The sequence below is a fragment of the Massilia sp. BGA-UO-ETr-WB1 genome (assembly GCF_059567845.1).
The window spans coordinates 312069-326894 of the sequence record NZ_JCAQOT010000027.1; the positions used below are offsets into that span (position 1 = coordinate 312069).

The 14826-nt window shown below is 65.7% G+C and carries 12 protein-coding genes; 8 read left to right on the forward strand and 4 right to left on the reverse strand.

The window, feature by feature from the left end; translation table 11 throughout:
- Positions 1-284 precede the first annotated feature (284 nt).
- Both recJ and AC56DV_RS28350 read right to left on the reverse strand, forming a co-directional pair.
- Positions 285-1979: a single-stranded-DNA-specific exonuclease RecJ gene (gene recJ / locus AC56DV_RS28345; RefSeq protein ID WP_496317549.1), complete on the reverse strand. Its 1695-nt coding sequence runs from the start codon at positions 1977-1979 to the stop codon at positions 285-287.
- Complete coding sequence (locus AC56DV_RS28350) at positions 1976-2998, reverse strand: hypothetical protein (RefSeq protein ID WP_496317550.1); 1023 nt, start codon at positions 2996-2998, stop codon at positions 1976-1978. The genes recJ and AC56DV_RS28350 overlap by 4 nt, the downstream gene beginning before the upstream one ends.
- 122 nt (positions 2999-3120) lie before the next feature.
- On the opposite strand from AC56DV_RS28350, the gene AC56DV_RS28355 reads away from it, so the two are divergent.
- From AC56DV_RS28355 to AC56DV_RS28375, 5 genes are read left to right on the forward strand one after another with little or no spacing between them, the layout of a single operon-like run.
- On the forward strand, positions 3121-4395 hold the full coding sequence (locus AC56DV_RS28355) for a lipoprotein-releasing ABC transporter permease subunit (RefSeq protein WP_496317551.1): 1275 nt from the start codon (positions 3121-3123) through the stop codon (positions 4393-4395).
- Between the two features lie 2 nt (positions 4396-4397).
- Positions 4398-5669 (forward strand): lipoprotein-releasing ABC transporter permease subunit, encoded by a 1272-nt coding sequence (locus AC56DV_RS28360; RefSeq protein WP_496317552.1) that lies wholly within the window; start codon positions 4398-4400, stop codon positions 5667-5669.
- Positions 5662-6351, forward strand: coding sequence for a lipoprotein-releasing ABC transporter ATP-binding protein LolD (lolD, locus tag AC56DV_RS28365; protein WP_496317553.1), 690 nt, complete (start codon positions 5662-5664; stop codon positions 6349-6351). The genes AC56DV_RS28360 and lolD overlap by 8 nt, the downstream gene beginning before the upstream one ends.
- A gap of 2 nt (positions 6352-6353) precedes the next feature.
- Positions 6354-7157 carry a TatD family hydrolase gene (locus tag AC56DV_RS28370; protein ID WP_496317554.1) on the forward strand — a complete coding sequence of 268 codons (804 nt, stop codon included), beginning with the start codon at positions 6354-6356 and terminating at the stop codon, positions 7155-7157.
- A complete protein-coding gene (locus tag AC56DV_RS28375) occupies positions 7158-7499 on the forward strand; it encodes an MmcQ/YjbR family DNA-binding protein (protein ID WP_496317555.1) in 342 nt (113 codons plus the stop codon).
- A 103-nt stretch (positions 7500-7602) separates the two neighbouring features.
- Here the strand turns inward: AC56DV_RS28375 and AC56DV_RS28380 are convergent, their stop codons facing one another.
- On the reverse strand, positions 7603-7920 hold the full coding sequence (locus tag AC56DV_RS28380) for a hypothetical protein (protein WP_496317556.1): 318 nt from the start codon (positions 7918-7920) through the stop codon (positions 7603-7605).
- Between the two features lie 123 nt (positions 7921-8043).
- Positions 8044-9210 carry a trypsin-like peptidase domain-containing protein gene (locus AC56DV_RS28385; protein WP_496317557.1) on the reverse strand — a complete coding sequence of 389 codons (1167 nt, stop codon included), beginning with the start codon at positions 9208-9210 and terminating at the stop codon, positions 8044-8046.
- A 409-nt stretch (positions 9211-9619) separates the two neighbouring features.
- Here AC56DV_RS28385 and AC56DV_RS28390 point away from each other — a divergent pair, with 409 nt between their 5' ends.
- The 3 genes from AC56DV_RS28390 to AC56DV_RS28400 all read left to right on the forward strand — a co-directional run bounded on the left by AC56DV_RS28390 (position 9620) and on the right by AC56DV_RS28400 (position 14812).
- A complete protein-coding gene (locus AC56DV_RS28390) occupies positions 9620-10345 on the forward strand; it encodes a PEP-CTERM sorting domain-containing protein (RefSeq protein ID WP_496317558.1) in 726 nt (241 codons plus the stop codon).
- A 210-nt stretch (positions 10346-10555) separates the two neighbouring features.
- Complete coding sequence (locus tag AC56DV_RS28395; RefSeq protein WP_496317559.1) at positions 10556-13066, forward strand: DNA internalization-related competence protein ComEC/Rec2; 2511 nt, start codon at positions 10556-10558, stop codon at positions 13064-13066.
- Between the two features lie 57 nt (positions 13067-13123).
- Positions 13124-14812: an FAD-dependent oxidoreductase gene (locus AC56DV_RS28400; RefSeq protein ID WP_496317560.1), complete on the forward strand. Its 1689-nt coding sequence runs from the start codon at positions 13124-13126 to the stop codon at positions 14810-14812.
- The last annotated feature ends 14 nt before the right edge of the window (positions 14813-14826 follow it).

The following is a 14826-nucleotide window of genomic DNA, read 5'->3' on the forward strand; positions in this document are numbered from 1 at the left end:
AGGAAAGCCGAAGCTTTCGAGGGCCGAATACAGAAGGCTGAGAAGTGAACATGGCGGATTCCATAGGCCCACTGAGGGATATTTTCACAGGGAACAATGGTTCCATGGGCATGAACCGTCGAGTTTGACTGTGAATGGTCATACCAGCATGGGAGTAGTTGTTGGCCCGGCCGTGTTGTTAGAAGTGCGAAAACAAGTGAATGATATCTACAAAGCAATGAAGGCAGACCCTCTAGTGAAATACGGATAGGGCGCGGCCTTTTCGAGGTCCCTGGAGGCCGGGCTTATGCCGGTTCGGCGTGCTCCACCATCAGCTGAACCTTGGTGGTGCCGTTGTATTCGTTGGCGTCCAGCCTGAAGGCGACGCGGGCGCGTTCGCCCACCGACTCGGTGTGGCCGAACCAGATGGCGTCGTAGCGCGTGCCGTTCTTTTCCAGCAGCAGCTTGAGGTGGCGCTCTTTCAGGATGCGCTGGCTGACCACTCGGAATTCGTCGCAGAACACGGGCGGCGCGAAGCCCTGGCCCCACACCTGGCCGTCCATCAGCTCGATGAATTGGGTGGTGTAGTAGGCGTCCTCCAGCGGGCCGTCGGTTTCGATCACGCGTTCCAGCTGCTGCTCCGTCAGCCATGCGCGGCCGACGGCTTCGAAGACTTCCGAGAACGCGTCGAACGCTTCGGCGCGCAGGCTCAGGCCCGCCGCCATGGCGTGGCCGCCGAATTTGTCGATCAGGCTGGGGGCACGCTTCGATACCAGGTCCAGCGCGTCGCGCATGTGGAAGCCGGGGATGGAGCGGCCGGAGCCCTTGATCCAGCCGTCGCCCGCAGGCGCGAAGGTGATCGTCGGGCGGAAGAATTTTTCTTTCAGGCGCGAGGCGACGATGCCGATCACGCCCTGGTGCCAGGTTTCGTCGAATACGCTGATGGTGCTGCTGGCGGACGGTTCGAAGCGGTCCAGGTGCAGCAAGGCGGCGTCCTGCATCTCGGCTTCGATTTCGCGGCGTTTCAGGTTGATTTCGTTGAGCTGCTGCGCCAACTGCCATGCGCGGTCTTCGTCGTCGGTGAGCAGGCATTCGATGCCGAGCGACATATCCTCCAGCCGCCCCGCCGCGTTCAGGCGCGGGCCGAGCGCGAAGCCGAGGTCGAACGGGCTGGCGGTGCGGGCCTGTCGGCCTGCCACGCGGAACAGCGCGGCCACGCCCGGATGCATGCGGCCGGCGCGCATGCGCTTCAGGCCTTGCGCCACCAGGATGCGGTTGTTCGGATCCAGCTTCACCACGTCGGCCACGGTGCCCAGCGCCACCAGGTCCAGCAGGTGGTCCAGCTTGGGTTGGGTGGCGGCGTCGAACACGCCGCGGCGGCGCAGTTCGGCGCGCAGCGCGAGCAGCACGTAGAACACCACGCCCACGCCTGCCAGGTTCTTGCTCGGGAAGCCGCAGGCCGGCTGGTTGGGGTTGACGATGACGCGCGCGTCCGGCAGCACGTCGGCCGGCAAGTGGTGGTCGGTGACGACCACTTCGATGCCGCGCCGGTTCGCTTCGGCCACGCCGTCGATGCTGGCGATGCCGTTGTCGACGGTGATGATGATGTCCGGCTGCTTCTCGCGCGCCGTCAGCGCCACGATTTCGGGCGTGAGGCCGTAGCCGTATTCGAAGCGGTTGGGCACGATGAAGTCGACGTTGGCGCCCATGGCGCGCAGGCCGCGCAGCGCGGTGGCGCAGGCGGTGGCGCCGTCGCAGTCGTAGTCGGCCACGATCACCATGCGCTTTTGCGCGGCGATGGAGTCGGCCAGGAATACGGCGGCGGCGTCGATGTGCAGCAGGCCGGAGGGCGCGATCAGCGCGGCCAGTTCGCTGGACAGGTCTTTCGGGTCGGTCAGGCCGCGCGCGGCGAACAGGCGGGCCAGTACAGGGTGGATACCGCCCTGGCGCAGCATTTCCGAGGTGCGGAATGGGCAGGGGCGGGTGGCGATACGGGTCATGGGGTCAACTTGGTGAGGGCGGGCTTGCGCCAGAATTTGCGCAATGAGCCCTTGGTGATGGTGAATTCGGCCAGCTTCAGGTGGCTGCTGAAGACCAGCTTCAGGCTGCCCAGGCGGCCGGATTTCAGGGCCGCCAGCAGGGGCGCGAACCATTGCTGCTCGATCTGCTGCATGTGGGCCAGCCAGGGCGACCAGTCGCCCGCTTTGCCGACCGGGATCAGTTCGCCCAGCACGACGGTGGCGTCGCCGGGCAGCGGGAGTACTTGTTCAACCGTGGCAGCGCGCAGGGCGGGGTCCGCGAGCAGCGTGAGCCATGCCGGGCAATTGTCCACCGCCAGCGTGCCGGTTCTTGCTTCTTGGGCAGCCGGTGCGCCGGCCCACAGCCAGAACGAATTCACCGGCTGCAGGCCGCGCTGCTGGCGCGCTTCGTTGATGGGATGTTCATGCCACAGCATCTGCACCTCGTTCTGCAGCTTTCGGAAGTCGCGCTTGGCCGCGCCTTCGGGCATCCAGTCGGCCAGGTTGTCGTTCACGGCGGCGTCGGGCGAGGCGGTGCGCAGTTCGCTCCAGTCGTCCGCACGCATGAACCACATGTCCGGCGCGGCGTAGATCAGCGGCTTGCCCACTTCGTCGAAGTAGGGCTGGACCAGGTCGAACAGGGCGCGCGAGTCGGCTTCGCTCACATTCAGGGAGCGTGGATCGCCCAGCACCATGTGGGTGCGGGTCAGCTGCAGGTGCACCGGCTGCACGGCGAACCAGTAGCCTTCCGGCTGCGCCACGCCCAGCGCGCGCATCATGGCGGGTGCGAAGGGGGCGGTGTCGGCGCCGGTGCTGAAGGCGCGCGACAGCCAGCTTTCGTGCGGCAGCAGGCGGTTGCCGCCGTCTTCCTCCGTTACGCGGTGCGCGCCATTGCGTTCAAGCAACATCTCCAGCGACGGCACTTGCAGGGCGCGGGCCAGGTCGGAGGCGAGTTCGGGCGGGGTGAGGGCAAAGGGCAGGACGAGGGTAAGCTGATTCATAACCCGCGATTGTATCAGCCCGCCGCCCGGACCTTGCGGCCTGGGTGCGGTGTTTCACTCACGAAATGTGATTTGTATGGCACACTTCGGGCTCGGAACGTAATTCATCTTTCACAGGGCCCATGAGCATCATCAAGAATCTGCCTTTCGAATGGCTGGTCGGCCTGCGCTACACGCGCGCGGGCAAGCGCAGCGGGCGTAATAGTTTTATCTCGTTTATCTCGGCGATTTCCATGCTCGGCATCGGCCTGGGCGTGGCCGCGCTGATTGTCGTGCTGTCGGTGTACAACGGCTTCCAGAAGGAAGTGACCGAGCGCATGGTGTCGGTGCTGGGCCATATCGAGATGTACGACCTGCGCGGCGGCGGCCTGCAGGACTGGAAGGCCACGGCCAAGGAAGCGTTCAAGAATCCGGAGGTGCGCGGCGCCGCACCCTTCGTCGAAACCCAGGCCATGCTGGTGCACGGCAGCGACAAGCTGCGTCCCGCCATCGTGCGCGGCATCCTGCCGAAGGCCGAGGCCACCGTGTCCGACGTGAACAAGCAGTTCAAGCAGGGCAGCTTCGATGCGCTGCAGCCCGGCGCATTCAATATCGTGCTGGGCGTGGGCCTGGCCAAGGCGCTGGACGTGGAAGTGGGCGGCAAGGTGGCGCTGGCTCTCGCGCAGCGCGGCCAGGACCTCACCAGCGGCGGCACGCCGAGCATGCGCTACTTCACCGTCACCGGCATATTCGAGGCCGGTCACAACGAATTCGATTCCGGGCTGGCTTACGTCCATCTGGGCGACGGCATGGAGCTGCTGCACCTGGATCTGCCGTTCGGGCTGCGCCTGCGCGTGGCCGACGTGCAGCGCGCGCCGGAAGTGGCGCATGAGCTGAAGCTGTCGGTGCCGGGCGAACTGCTGGTGCGCGACTGGTCCAAGCAGAACGCCAACTGGTTCGCGGCGGTGCAGACCCAGAAGAACATGATGTTCATTATCCTCACGCTGATTATCGCGGTGGCGGCCTTCAACCTGGTGGCCACGCTGGTGATGACGGTGACCGACAAGCAGGCCGACATCGCCATCCTGCGCACGCTGGGCGCTTCGCCGCGCTCGGTGATGTATGTGTTCATGGTGCAGGGCGCGCTGGTGGGCATCATCGGTACCGCGCTGGGCGTGGCGGGCGGCGTGCTGCTGGCCATGAACGTGGACGTGATCGTGCCGGCCATCGAGCGCATGCTGGGCATGAAGTTCCTGGCCAAGGACATCTACTTCATCAGCGCCGTGCCTTCCGACCTGCGTTTGCATGACGTGACCGTGATCGCCGCCACGGCGGTGGCGCTGGCCTTTGTCGCCACCCTGTATCCGAGCTGGCGCGCCGCGCGCGTGAAGCCGGCCGACGCCCTGCGCTATGAATGATTATGAATATGCTTAAGAACTTACCATTCGAGTGGCTGGTGGGCCTGCGCTACACGCGCGCCGGCAAGCGCAGCTCGCGCAACAGCTTCATCTCCTTTATCTCGCTGATTTCGATGGGCGGCATTGCCCTGGGCGTGGCGGCGCTGATCATCGTGCTGTCGGTGATGAACGGCTTCCAGAAGGAAGTCACCGGCCGCATGCTGTCCGTGCTGGCCCACGTGGAAGTGTTCAACACCGAGGGCGACGGCATGCCGGACTGGGAGCAGCAGGCCAAGAACGCTTTCAAGAATCCGGAAGTGAAGGGCGCCGCGCCGTTCGTGGAAACGCAGGCCATGCTGCAGCATGGCGGCGACACCCTGCGCCCGGCCATCGTGCGCGGCGTGCTGCCCGAGCAGGAACCGAATGTGTCGGACGTGGCCAAGCACACCAAGTACGGCGACTTCAACGCGCTGCGCCAGGGCGAGTTCAACATCGTGCTGGGCATCGACCTGGCGCGCGCGCTGCAGGTGAACCTGGGCGACAAGGTGACCATGGCGCTGGCGCAAGGCACGGTCACGCCGGCCGGCATCGTGCCGCGCATGCGCTCCTTCACCGTCACCGGCATCTTCCAGGCCGGCCACGCGGAGTTCGACGCGGGCCTGGCCTTCATCCATATTGTCGATGCCGAAAAAATGCTGCGCCTGTCCGCGCCGGCCGGCCTGCGCCTGCGCCTGGCGGACATGCACCGCGCGCCGCAGGTGGCGCAGGACCTGAAGCAGATCATGCCCGCCGGGATGGAGGTGCGCGATTGGTCCAAGCTGAACGCCAACTGGTTCGCGGCGGTGCAGACCGAGAAGCGCATGATGTTCATCATCCTGGCGCTGATCGTGGCGGTGGCCGCGTTCAACCTGGTGTCCACGCTGGTGATGACGGTGACCGACAAGCAGCCCGACATCGCCATCCTGCGCACGCTGGGCGCCTCGCCGCAGTCCATCATGCGCATCTTCGTCATCCAGGGTGCGCTGGTGGGCATCATGGGCGCCGCGATCGGCGTGGCCGGCGGCGTGCTGGTGGCCTTGAATATCGATGTGATCGTACCGTTTATTGAATCAACTTTGGGAGTGCAGTTCTTGTCTAAGGATATCTACTACATCAGCACCGTGCCTTCGGACATGCGCTGGCCGGACGTGACGAAGATCGGCGTGGTGGCGGTGGCGCTGGCCTTCCTGGCCACCATCTATCCAAGCTGGTGGGCCGCCCGCGTGAAACCTGCGGAGGCGCTGCGCTATGAATGAGCAATCCATCGTCCTCTCCTGCCGCGGGCTGGGCAAGACCTTCACCCAGGGCACTTACTCGGTGCAGGTACTGAACGGCATCGACATCGACGTGCGGCGCGGCGAGCGCGTGGCCATCGTCGGCGCATCCGGTTCCGGCAAGTCCACGCTGCTGCACCTGCTGGGCGGCCTGGATACGCCGAGCAGCGGCAACGTGACCCTGCTGGGCAAGGACTTCGCCAACCTGGGCGAACGCGAACGCGGCGACCTGCGCAACCAGTCGCTCGGCTTCGTCTACCAGTTCCACCACCTGCTGCCCGAGTTCTCGGCGCTCGACAACGTGGCCATGCCGCTGATGATACGGCGCGTAAAACGCTCGCAGGCGCAGGAAGAAGCGCAGAAGGTGCTCACCCGCGTGAACCTCGCCAAGCGCGTCACGCACGTGCCGGGCGAACTGTCGGGCGGCGAACGCCAGCGCGTGGCCCTGGCGCGCGCGCTGGTGACGCAGCCTGCCTGCGTGCTGGCCGATGAACCGACCGGCAACCTCGATCACAGCACGGCGGAGCAGATTTTCGACTTGATGCTGGAGCTGTCGCGCACCCTTGGCACGGCCTTCGTCATCGTCACGCACGACCCCGAACTGGCGCGCCGCTGCGACCGCGTGCTGCGCCTGACCGATGAAGGCCTGCACCCGGAGAGATAGTTATGTGGATAGACACGCACTGCCACCTGGACGCGCGCGAGTACGGCGGCGCCTCGCTGGACGTGGCGCGCCTGGCGGCAGAGCAGGGCGTGTCCATGATCGTGATTCCGGCGATTGACCGGCACAACCTGGACACCGTGGCCGGGCTGGGCGCGCAGGCGCCCAACGCCTGCTACGGGCTGGGCATCCACCCGATTTGCGTGCCCAAGTCCACCGACGAGGATCTGGCCGCGCTGCGCGCCAAGGTGGAAGCGTCCATGGACGATCCGCGCTTCGTGGCCGTCGGCGAGATCGGGCTGGACTTCTTCATTCCCGAGCTGGCCGAACCGGCCATGCGCGACAAGCAGGTGCACTTCCTGCGCGAGCAGCTCAGGATAGCGCGCGACTTCAACCTGCCGGTGCTCACGCACGTGCGCAAGTCGCAGGACCAGGTGCTCAAGCACGTGCGCCAGATCAGGCCCAACGGCGGTATTGCGCACGCCTTCAACGGCAGCTTCCAGCAGGCGCAGGGTTATATCGACGTCGGCTTCAAGCTCGGCTTCGGCGGCAACATGACCTTCACGCGCGCCTTGCAGATCCGGCGCCTGGCGGCGGAGCTGCCGCTGTCGTCCATCGTGCTGGAGACCGATGCGCCCGACATCTCGCCGGCCTGGGTCCATCCCGGCGTGAACACCCCGCAGCAGATCCCGCGCATCGGCGAAGTGCTGGCCGAGCTGCGCGGCATTGGCGTGGACGAAGTCCGCATCGCCACCGGCGCCAACGCGCGCGCCATACTGCCCCGGATGTCCAGTCTCCTGGAGGTCTAGATGAAACTCGAGCAAGCGCGCAAGTACGCCCTGTCCCTTCCTGAAACGACGGAAGAGCCGCATTTCGACTACACCTCGTTCCGTGTGAAGGGCAAGATTTTCGCCACCTCCCCGCCGGGCGGCGAGTTTCTCCACATCTTCGTCGACGACGAGCAGCGCGACCCTTTGATCGCGGCCGATCCCGACATCTATGCCCCGCTGCCATGGGGCGCGCACGTGGCCGGCGTCCGCGTGACCCTTGCCCAGGCCAAGCCGGCTACCGTGCACCGTCTGCTGGCGCAAAGCTGGACCCGCAAAGCCCCCAAGCGCCTCGCCGCCGCCACCGAGTTTGATTTCGATTAGTACGCCCTCATGACGTGCTCCCCATAATTGGACCTGGCTGTTCTGCGGCTACCTTTATTTTCTTGAGATACGTCATTTCTCTTTGAACTTTTTCCGCAGTGCCTTACTGCCCATTGAGAGCCTGAGTAACTTCCGTAGCGGCAATCGTAGCCGCCTGCTGCTGGGCGCCAAGCATTCCTGCGACTGCACGCTGCTGGATTTCGGCGGCGTTCTCAGCAAGCGCTGCCATGCACGATTGCGACGCGTCTATCCAGGCACGGGTGGCATGCTCCTGGATGATGCAGGCCGAGCTGGTCCACAATTCGTGATTGCTGCGCTCGAACGCGCGGTGGTACACGGAAAAGATCTGGTCCCACATGCTGCCTGCGGAGGACACCGCTGGAATGGTTAGCGAAGTGAAATTCGGGAAGTAGGGAAGCATGGCGGTTCCTTTAGGCCAGGTGGAAGGGACCGCAGCGGGTTCGTGCGGTGCACAAGCCCAGTATAAGGCGCTGATCGGTAGGAGGGCGCCACCGACGGCCCGTCGTTATCGTGCAGCCAAGGACTATCCCATGCCGCGCTGTTCGTCCACTTCAATTTTCACGCTGGATTTCGCGCCGTTGCGCCAGACTTCCGCAGTAACGGTGGAGCCGGGGCGGGCGCTGCCGATCAGCCGCGCAAGGTCGGCCGTGGTTGCTACCGCCTGGCCGTCCAGCGACAGAATCACGTCGCCGGGCCGGATGCCGCCGCGGTGCGCTGGGCCGCCACGCTCGACTGCGGTGACCAGCGCACCCTGGGTGTCGGCAAGCTCGAGCGTGTCGGCAAGCTGGTAGGTCAGTTCCTGCAGTTGCACCCCGATGCGTCCGCGCACAACCCGGCCGTGCTGGCGCAGCTGCTCCGATATGTCCATCGCGATATCGATCGGGATCGCGAACGAGATCCCCATGTAGCCGCCGGTCTGGCTATAGATCTGGGAATTGATGCCGATGACATTGCCGCGCGTGTCAAACAGCGGCCCGCCCGAATTGCCGGGATTGACGGCGACGTCGGTCTGGATGAATGGAACGTAACTTCCATTCGGCAGCAAGCGGCCCTTGGCGCTGACCACGCCGACCGTCACGCTGTTGTCGAACCCGAACGGCGAGCCGATGGCAGCGACCCACTCGCCCGGTTCCATCCGTGCCGGGTCGCCAGCGTGCACGGTCTGCAGACCGCTGGCGTCGATCTTGAGCAGCGCAACGTCGGTGTACGGATCGGCGCCGATCACTTTGGCGGCGTATTCGCGCTTGTTGGTCAGCCGGACCCTTACCGCGTCGGCGCCGTCAATCACGTGCGCGTTGGTCAGGATGTAGCCATCCGGGCGGATAACAAACCCCGAGCCCACGCTGCCGATGTCGGGTTCGCCAGTGTCGGGCAAGCCGCCGAAGCGGCGAAAGAACTCGTACAACGGGTGGCCCGGCGGCACCGGCGGCCGGGCGAGCGTGCGAACCGCGCTGATATTGACCACCGCGCCGCCTTGCTGTTTGACCAGATCCACAAAGCGCGGCAATTCAACCGTCGCGCCTGTGCTGCCGGACGGCGCGGCCTGGGCCACCGGCGCGGGGGGCGGCGGCGCCGGCGGATCGGAGCGGGAACATCCGCCCGCGCCGGCGCAGGCCAGTACGGCCAGCGCGGCCCACTTAGCCAGCAAGGCTCGTTCGACGATGTTCGTATAGCGTTGCCTTCTGCTCATGGCGCCTCCGCGTTTTGCTGGCATGGGTGCTCACGTGCTCGTGATCTCGATTTTCCTCGGCTGCGCCTGTTGGGTTTTCGGGATCCGCACTGTCAGCCCCCGTTCTTGAGCTCAACCGTGGCATGACCGGCATCCAGTTCCTTGGATAGTGACAACGTGCGCTGGTAGTACTGCTGCGGCAAACGGGGCGCCTGGTAGCATTGACCGACACATCATGACGCACCTCCGCATAAAATCAGTTCACATACAGTTACCGTCCTAAGTTCAATTCACGGGGGCGGCCGGAACACTCTTCGCCGCGCACGCAGCCATTAATATCGCTCGCTTACAGTTTTTATTTCTGGTTAAATAGAACGGCAATTCAGACTTATTAATTAATAAATTCAATATTTAATTATAAGGAGAAATTATGCTTAATAAGAAAAAATTAGTTTCCTGCATGATTTTTTTGGGCCTGACGTTCATTAGTGCGAGTGTACACGCTTCTGAGGGCAAGACTGAAATCAAAAGCTTTTCAGTACAGCTGATCGATACCGATACCGGGGATGGCATCGTCCCTGCGCTGACCTTCGGCACCGGTGATGTGTTTCGATTCGCCGGCGTGTATAACCCGTACGACGTCAGGGAAAGCGCCGCTTATTCTTACGGCGTAACAATCGAGGGAGGTGACACCGGTGTGGCCGTTACAACGGTGCTGCCCGATAGTCAAAGCAGTGAGGCCACGAACTGGGGCGGGAGCTCACTGGCGTTCAGCAACGCGGTGCATACCCTGGCATTCGACCTGACGCCAAATACGTTGGCGAAATTTAGTGCGGAAGTGATATTCACCATGGACCGGCAAGGCGGCGGCTGGGCGCGTGGCATCGCCTCGATGTTCGGCTCTGGCGGGTCGGACCAATACTTCTTCGACGAGCTTCGCTCGCTGGGGACTCCGGCCGTCAACACATCAACTGGCGTGCTCTATGGAGAGTTCCTCAGTGATACTTCTGTGACCTACGGCGAATTGCGTTTTACCACGGAAGCGTATGCAAATTCAGCAGTGCCTGAGCCGGGAACATGGGGCATGCTGCTTGGCGGACTAGCCGTAGTAGGTGCCGTGGCGTGCAAGCGGAGCGGTAAGCGCAGCGAGGCCTGATATTCGGACAAATAGTGCCGCGATTTGCGATTCCCTTGCCATGACTGCCGGCGCTGTTGAGGTGCCGCAGTGCCGGACCGAACTAAGCGCTCCCGTGCTTCAGGTTTGACTCGCAAAACGTCCCGCGCCGCTGCAGCAACAAAGTTTGATCGCGCGTAGTACGCGCTGGCCATTGCTCCGCAATAATCGGTTCTTTTGGCTGGTGCCGGTATGCGATGCGCGATTCTTGGCTTTGTCGGTGGTGCGGCGTGCCTGCAGATGCAGGCGGCGCTGCCAGCGCACGTGCCGGTTGCGCTGGCGGGCGCCGCTGCCGGGGCGCTGGCGCTGGTGCCTCTGCGGCGTTGGCTGCCGGAACGGGGCCAGTGGCTGCGGCACGTGCTGGCGGCGCTCGCGGGCGCAGCCATCGGGTTCTACTGGGCGGCGCTGTTGGCGCAATCGGCCCTGGAGCCCGAACTGGCCAAGGCCGATGAAGGCCGCGACGTCACGCTGGTCGGCACCATCGCCAACTTGCCCAACCGCTTCGACGGCGGCGCGCGCTTCAATTTCGCGGTGGAGGAGGTCGAGCGACGGACGATGCGCGTGCCGCCGCTGGTTGCATTGTCCTGGTATGCGGGCTATCGCGGGGAAGTGCTGCCGATAGGCGAGGTGCAGCCGGGCGAGCGCTGGCGGCTCACGGTGCGCTTGCAGCGCCCGCACGGCAATGCCAATCCCCATGGCTTCGACTATGAACTGTGGCTGCTGGAGCAGGGCGTGCGCGCGACCGGCTATGTGCGGCAGAACGGCCGCAACCAGCGCCTGGCGCCGTTCGTGGTCAGCTTCGGCAACGTGGTCGAACGCTGCCGGGCGGTGCTGAGGGAACGCATACTCAAAGCGCTGGAGGGCAAGGAGTACGCAGGCGTGATCGTGGCGCTGGTGGTGGGCGACCAGCGCGGCATTCCGCAATCCGACTGGCAGGTCTTCAACCGCACCGGCATCAGCCACTTGATCAGCATCTCCGGCCTGCACATCACCATGATCGCCGGCCTGGTGGCGCTGGCCGCGTCGGCGCTGTGGCGGCGCTCCTTCTTCACGCGCGCGCAGCTGCCGTTGCTGCTGCCAGCACAGAAGGTGGCGGCACTGGCGGGCATGGCGGCTGCGCTGGCCTATGTGCTGCTTGCGGGCTTCGGCGTGCCTGCGCAGCGCACGCTATATATGTTGGCGGTGATCGCCGTGGCCCTGTGGACCGACCGGCTCACTAGCGTCACCCACGTGCTTTGCCTGGCGGCGGGCGTGGTCGTGCTGCTCGATCCATGGGCCGTGATGTGGCCGGGATTCTGGCTGTCGTTCGGTGCTGTCGCCACCATCCTGTATGCCACGGTGGGGCGGACCGAAGCCCATCACCGCAGCGGCGATATGGTGGCGCTGGGCGTGGGCGCGGCGATCGCCGGTGCCGCCAGCAGCGGCACGCTGCCGCACATGCAGCCGCACCGGCGGCCGCACCGCATACGACTAACGCGCCGCCAGCGCTGGATGGCGGACCTGAAAATGGGCGCGCGCGTGCAGTACGCCGTCACGGTTGGGCTGGTGCCGCTGACCATGCTGCTGTTTGCGCAGGTGTCGGTGGTGAGTCCATTGGCGAACGCGGTTGCGATTCCGCTGGTCAGCCTGCTGGTGACGCCGCTGGCGCTGGCGGGCGCCGTGCTGCCGGACCTGCTGGCGGCGCCGCTGCTGCAGCTGGCGCACGCCATCATCTGGCTGCTGGCCCAGGCTCTGCAATGGCTGAGCGCGAGCCGCATCGCGGTCTGGACCGCGCCGGTGCCGTCGCCGTGGGTGTTCTGCTGGGCCCTGTTCGGCACCGCATGGATGCTGGCGCCGCGAGGCTGGCCGGTGCGCTGGCTGGGCGTGGTGACGTGGGTGCCGCTGCTGGCGGCGGCGCCCAGCCATCCGCCCCACGGCGCGTTCCGGGTGCTGGCGTTCGACGTGGGGCAGGGCATGGCGCTGCTGGTGGAGACGGCCGGCCATCGCCTGCTGTACGACACGGGGCCGGCCTACACGCCCGAGTCCAATGGCGGCAACCGGGTGATCGCGCCCTATCTGCGGGCGCGCGGCATCACGGCGCTGGACGCCATGGTGGTCAGCCACGCCGACGCCGACCACGCGGGCGGCGCCCTGTCCGTGATGGAAAACGTGCGCGCCGCATGGACACTCAGCTCGCTGCCGTCCGGCCACCCGGTCGTCCGCGCCTCGCGGCTGCACACGCGCTGCGTGGCGGGTCAGAGCTGGACCTGGGACGGCGTGCTGTTCGAGGTGCTGCATCCCGCCGCCGTCAGCTATGCGGACAAGGCGCTGAAGACCAATGGCCGCAGCTGCGTGCTGAAGATCAGCGCCGGCGGCAGGGCCATGCTGCTGGCGGGGGACATCGAAGCGGCGCAGGAGGCCGAGCTGCTGGGCCGCGCGGCCGGGCGCCTGGCGGCCGACGTGCTGCTTGCGCCGCATCACGGCAGCGGCACCTCGTCGACGCAAGCGTTCCTGGCGGCGGTACGGCCCGGCTATGCGGTCTTCCAGGTCGGCTACCGCAACCGCTACCAGCACCCGCAAGCGCAGGTCTACCAGCGCTACGGCAGCCTCGGGGCGGACCGTTTGCGCACCGACGAATCCGGCGCGCTGACGCTGGATTTCAACGGCCGCCTCGGCGTGGAGCGTTACCGCGAATCCCACCCCCGTTACTGGCGCCGGCCTTGACCGTGGACAGGAGTATCATTGCAGGAGTTTTGCAGCAGTCCTTCTGGAGCGCCTGCCATGACCAAGTCCCCGCCGGATGACGCCTCGGCCACCGAAGACTCGACGGTGCGCGACCATCCCCGCTACCACCAGATGTTCCCCGTGCTGTCGGAAGACGACGTGGCCCGGGTATGCCGATTCGGCAACCTCACGCACTTTTCCAAGGGCGAGCTGCTGTACCGCGCCGGCAGCATCTGCCCGGGCATGTTCGTGCTGCTGTCCGGGCAGGTGCGCATCGTTGCGCGCGACGGCTTGGGCCACGAGCGCACCATCCACACCTACACCAAGCGCGGCGAATTCACGTCGGACGTGGCGCAACTGTCCAGCAAGCCGGCCGTGGTGGACGCGCACGTGGTGGCCGACGTGGAAGCCGTGCTGCTGCGGCCGGACGAGTTGAGCGCCATGATGGTCGTCGAGGCCGATATCGGCGAGACCATCATGCGCGCGCTGATACTGCGGCGCGTGCTGGTGCTGGAACGCGGGGAGGGCGTGATACTGGTCGGCTCGCCCGGGAACGCGCGGCTGCTGGCGCTGCAGAACTTCTTGCGCCGCAATACCTTTCCCCATTCCACGCTGGACGCGGGCATGGATGCCGACGCGGTGGCGCTGCTGGAACGGCTGATGCCGCAGCCGGACGACTTCCCGCTGGTGTTCTGCCCCAACGGCACCACGTTGCGCAACCCCGACGAGGGCCAGCTTGCCTCCTGCCTCGGCCTGGTGCCCGAGTTCGAGCCGGCCAAGGTGTATGACGTGGCCGTCGTCGGCGCCGGACCGGGCGGGCTGGCGACGGCCGTGTATGCGGCGTCCGAAGGGCTGTCCGTGGTGGTGTTCGACGGGCATGCGCCGGGCGGCCAGGCCGGCTCCAGTGCGCGCATCGAGAACTACCTGGGCTTCCCGACCGGGATTACGGGCCACGCGCTGGCCGGCCGCGCGTTCGTGCAGGCGCAGAAGTTCGGGGCGCACATCGGCATTCCGTGCGAAGTGAAGTCGCTGTGCTGCGCCAGGGAGCCCCGCACCGTGGAGCTGGGCGACGGCCGCCGCATCCTGGCGCGCACCGTGGTGGTGGCCAGCGGCGCGGAATACCGGCGTCCCGCCGTGGAAGGGCTGGCGCGCTTCGAGCAGGGCGGCGTCTATTACTGGGCCACGCCGATCGAGGCGCGCTTGTGCCGCAAGGAGCCGGTGCTGCTGGTCGGCGGCGGCAACTCGGCGGGGCAGGCGGTGGTGTTCCTGGCGTCGCACGCCGAGCACGTGCACATGTTCATACGGGGCGGCAGCCTTGAGCACAGCATGTCGCACTATCTGATCGAACGCATCATGGCGCTCAAGAATGTCACGCTGCACGCGCGGGTGGAACTGCGCGCGCTGGAAGGCGAGGCGCGGCTGGAGCGGGTGCATTATCGCGGCGCCGGCGGCGTGGAGGGCAGCATGACCACGCACCACTTGTTCATCTTCATCGGGGCGGATCCGAACACGGCGTGGCTCAAGACCTGCGGCGTGGCGCTGGACAGCAAGGGCTTCGTGATGACCGGAACGGACGTGCCCGGCGCTGGCGCGCAGCCGCTGCCCTTGCAGACCAGCGTGGAAGGCGTGTTCGCCATTGGCGACGTGCGCGCCGGCTCCACCAAGCGCGTGGCGTCGGCGGTGGGCGAAGGCGCGGCGGTGGTGTCGCAGCTGCACCGGTATTTGCAGGCCAAGGTGAAAAATTAGAGCAACCGTTCTAT

What these genes read in the sequence shown, in the direction of transcription:
- AC56DV_RS28370 (WP_496317554.1), top strand. Translation starts at nt 6,354, where the DNA reads ATGTGGATAGACACGCACTGCCACCTGGACGCGCGCGAGTACGGCGGC.
- AC56DV_RS28375 (WP_496317555.1), top strand. Translation starts at nt 7,158, where the DNA reads ATGAAACTCGAGCAAGCGCGCAAGTACGCCCTGTCCCTTCCTGAAACG.
- AC56DV_RS28395 (WP_496317559.1), top strand. Translation starts at nt 10,556, where the DNA reads ATGCGATGCGCGATTCTTGGCTTTGTCGGTGGTGCGGCGTGCCTGCAG.
- AC56DV_RS28355 (WP_496317551.1), top strand. Translation starts at nt 3,121, where the DNA reads ATGAGCATCATCAAGAATCTGCCTTTCGAATGGCTGGTCGGCCTGCGC.
- AC56DV_RS28360 (WP_496317552.1), top strand. Translation starts at nt 4,398, where the DNA reads ATGAATATGCTTAAGAACTTACCATTCGAGTGGCTGGTGGGCCTGCGC.
- AC56DV_RS28400 (WP_496317560.1), top strand. Translation starts at nt 13,124, where the DNA reads ATGACCAAGTCCCCGCCGGATGACGCCTCGGCCACCGAAGACTCGACG.
- lolD (WP_496317553.1), top strand. Translation starts at nt 5,662, where the DNA reads ATGAATGAGCAATCCATCGTCCTCTCCTGCCGCGGGCTGGGCAAGACC.
- AC56DV_RS28385 (WP_496317557.1), bottom strand. Translation starts at nt 9,210, where the DNA reads ATGAGCAGAAGGCAACGCTATACGAACATCGTCGAACGAGCCTTGCTG.
- AC56DV_RS28380 (WP_496317556.1), bottom strand. Translation starts at nt 7,920, where the DNA reads ATGCTTCCCTACTTCCCGAATTTCACTTCGCTAACCATTCCAGCGGTG.
- AC56DV_RS28390 (WP_496317558.1), top strand. Translation starts at nt 9,620, where the DNA reads ATGCTTAATAAGAAAAAATTAGTTTCCTGCATGATTTTTTTGGGCCTG.
- recJ (WP_496317549.1), bottom strand. Translation starts at nt 1,979, where the DNA reads ATGACCCGTATCGCCACCCGCCCCTGCCCATTCCGCACCTCGGAAATG.
- AC56DV_RS28350 (WP_496317550.1), bottom strand. Translation starts at nt 2,998, where the DNA reads ATGAATCAGCTTACCCTCGTCCTGCCCTTTGCCCTCACCCCGCCCGAA.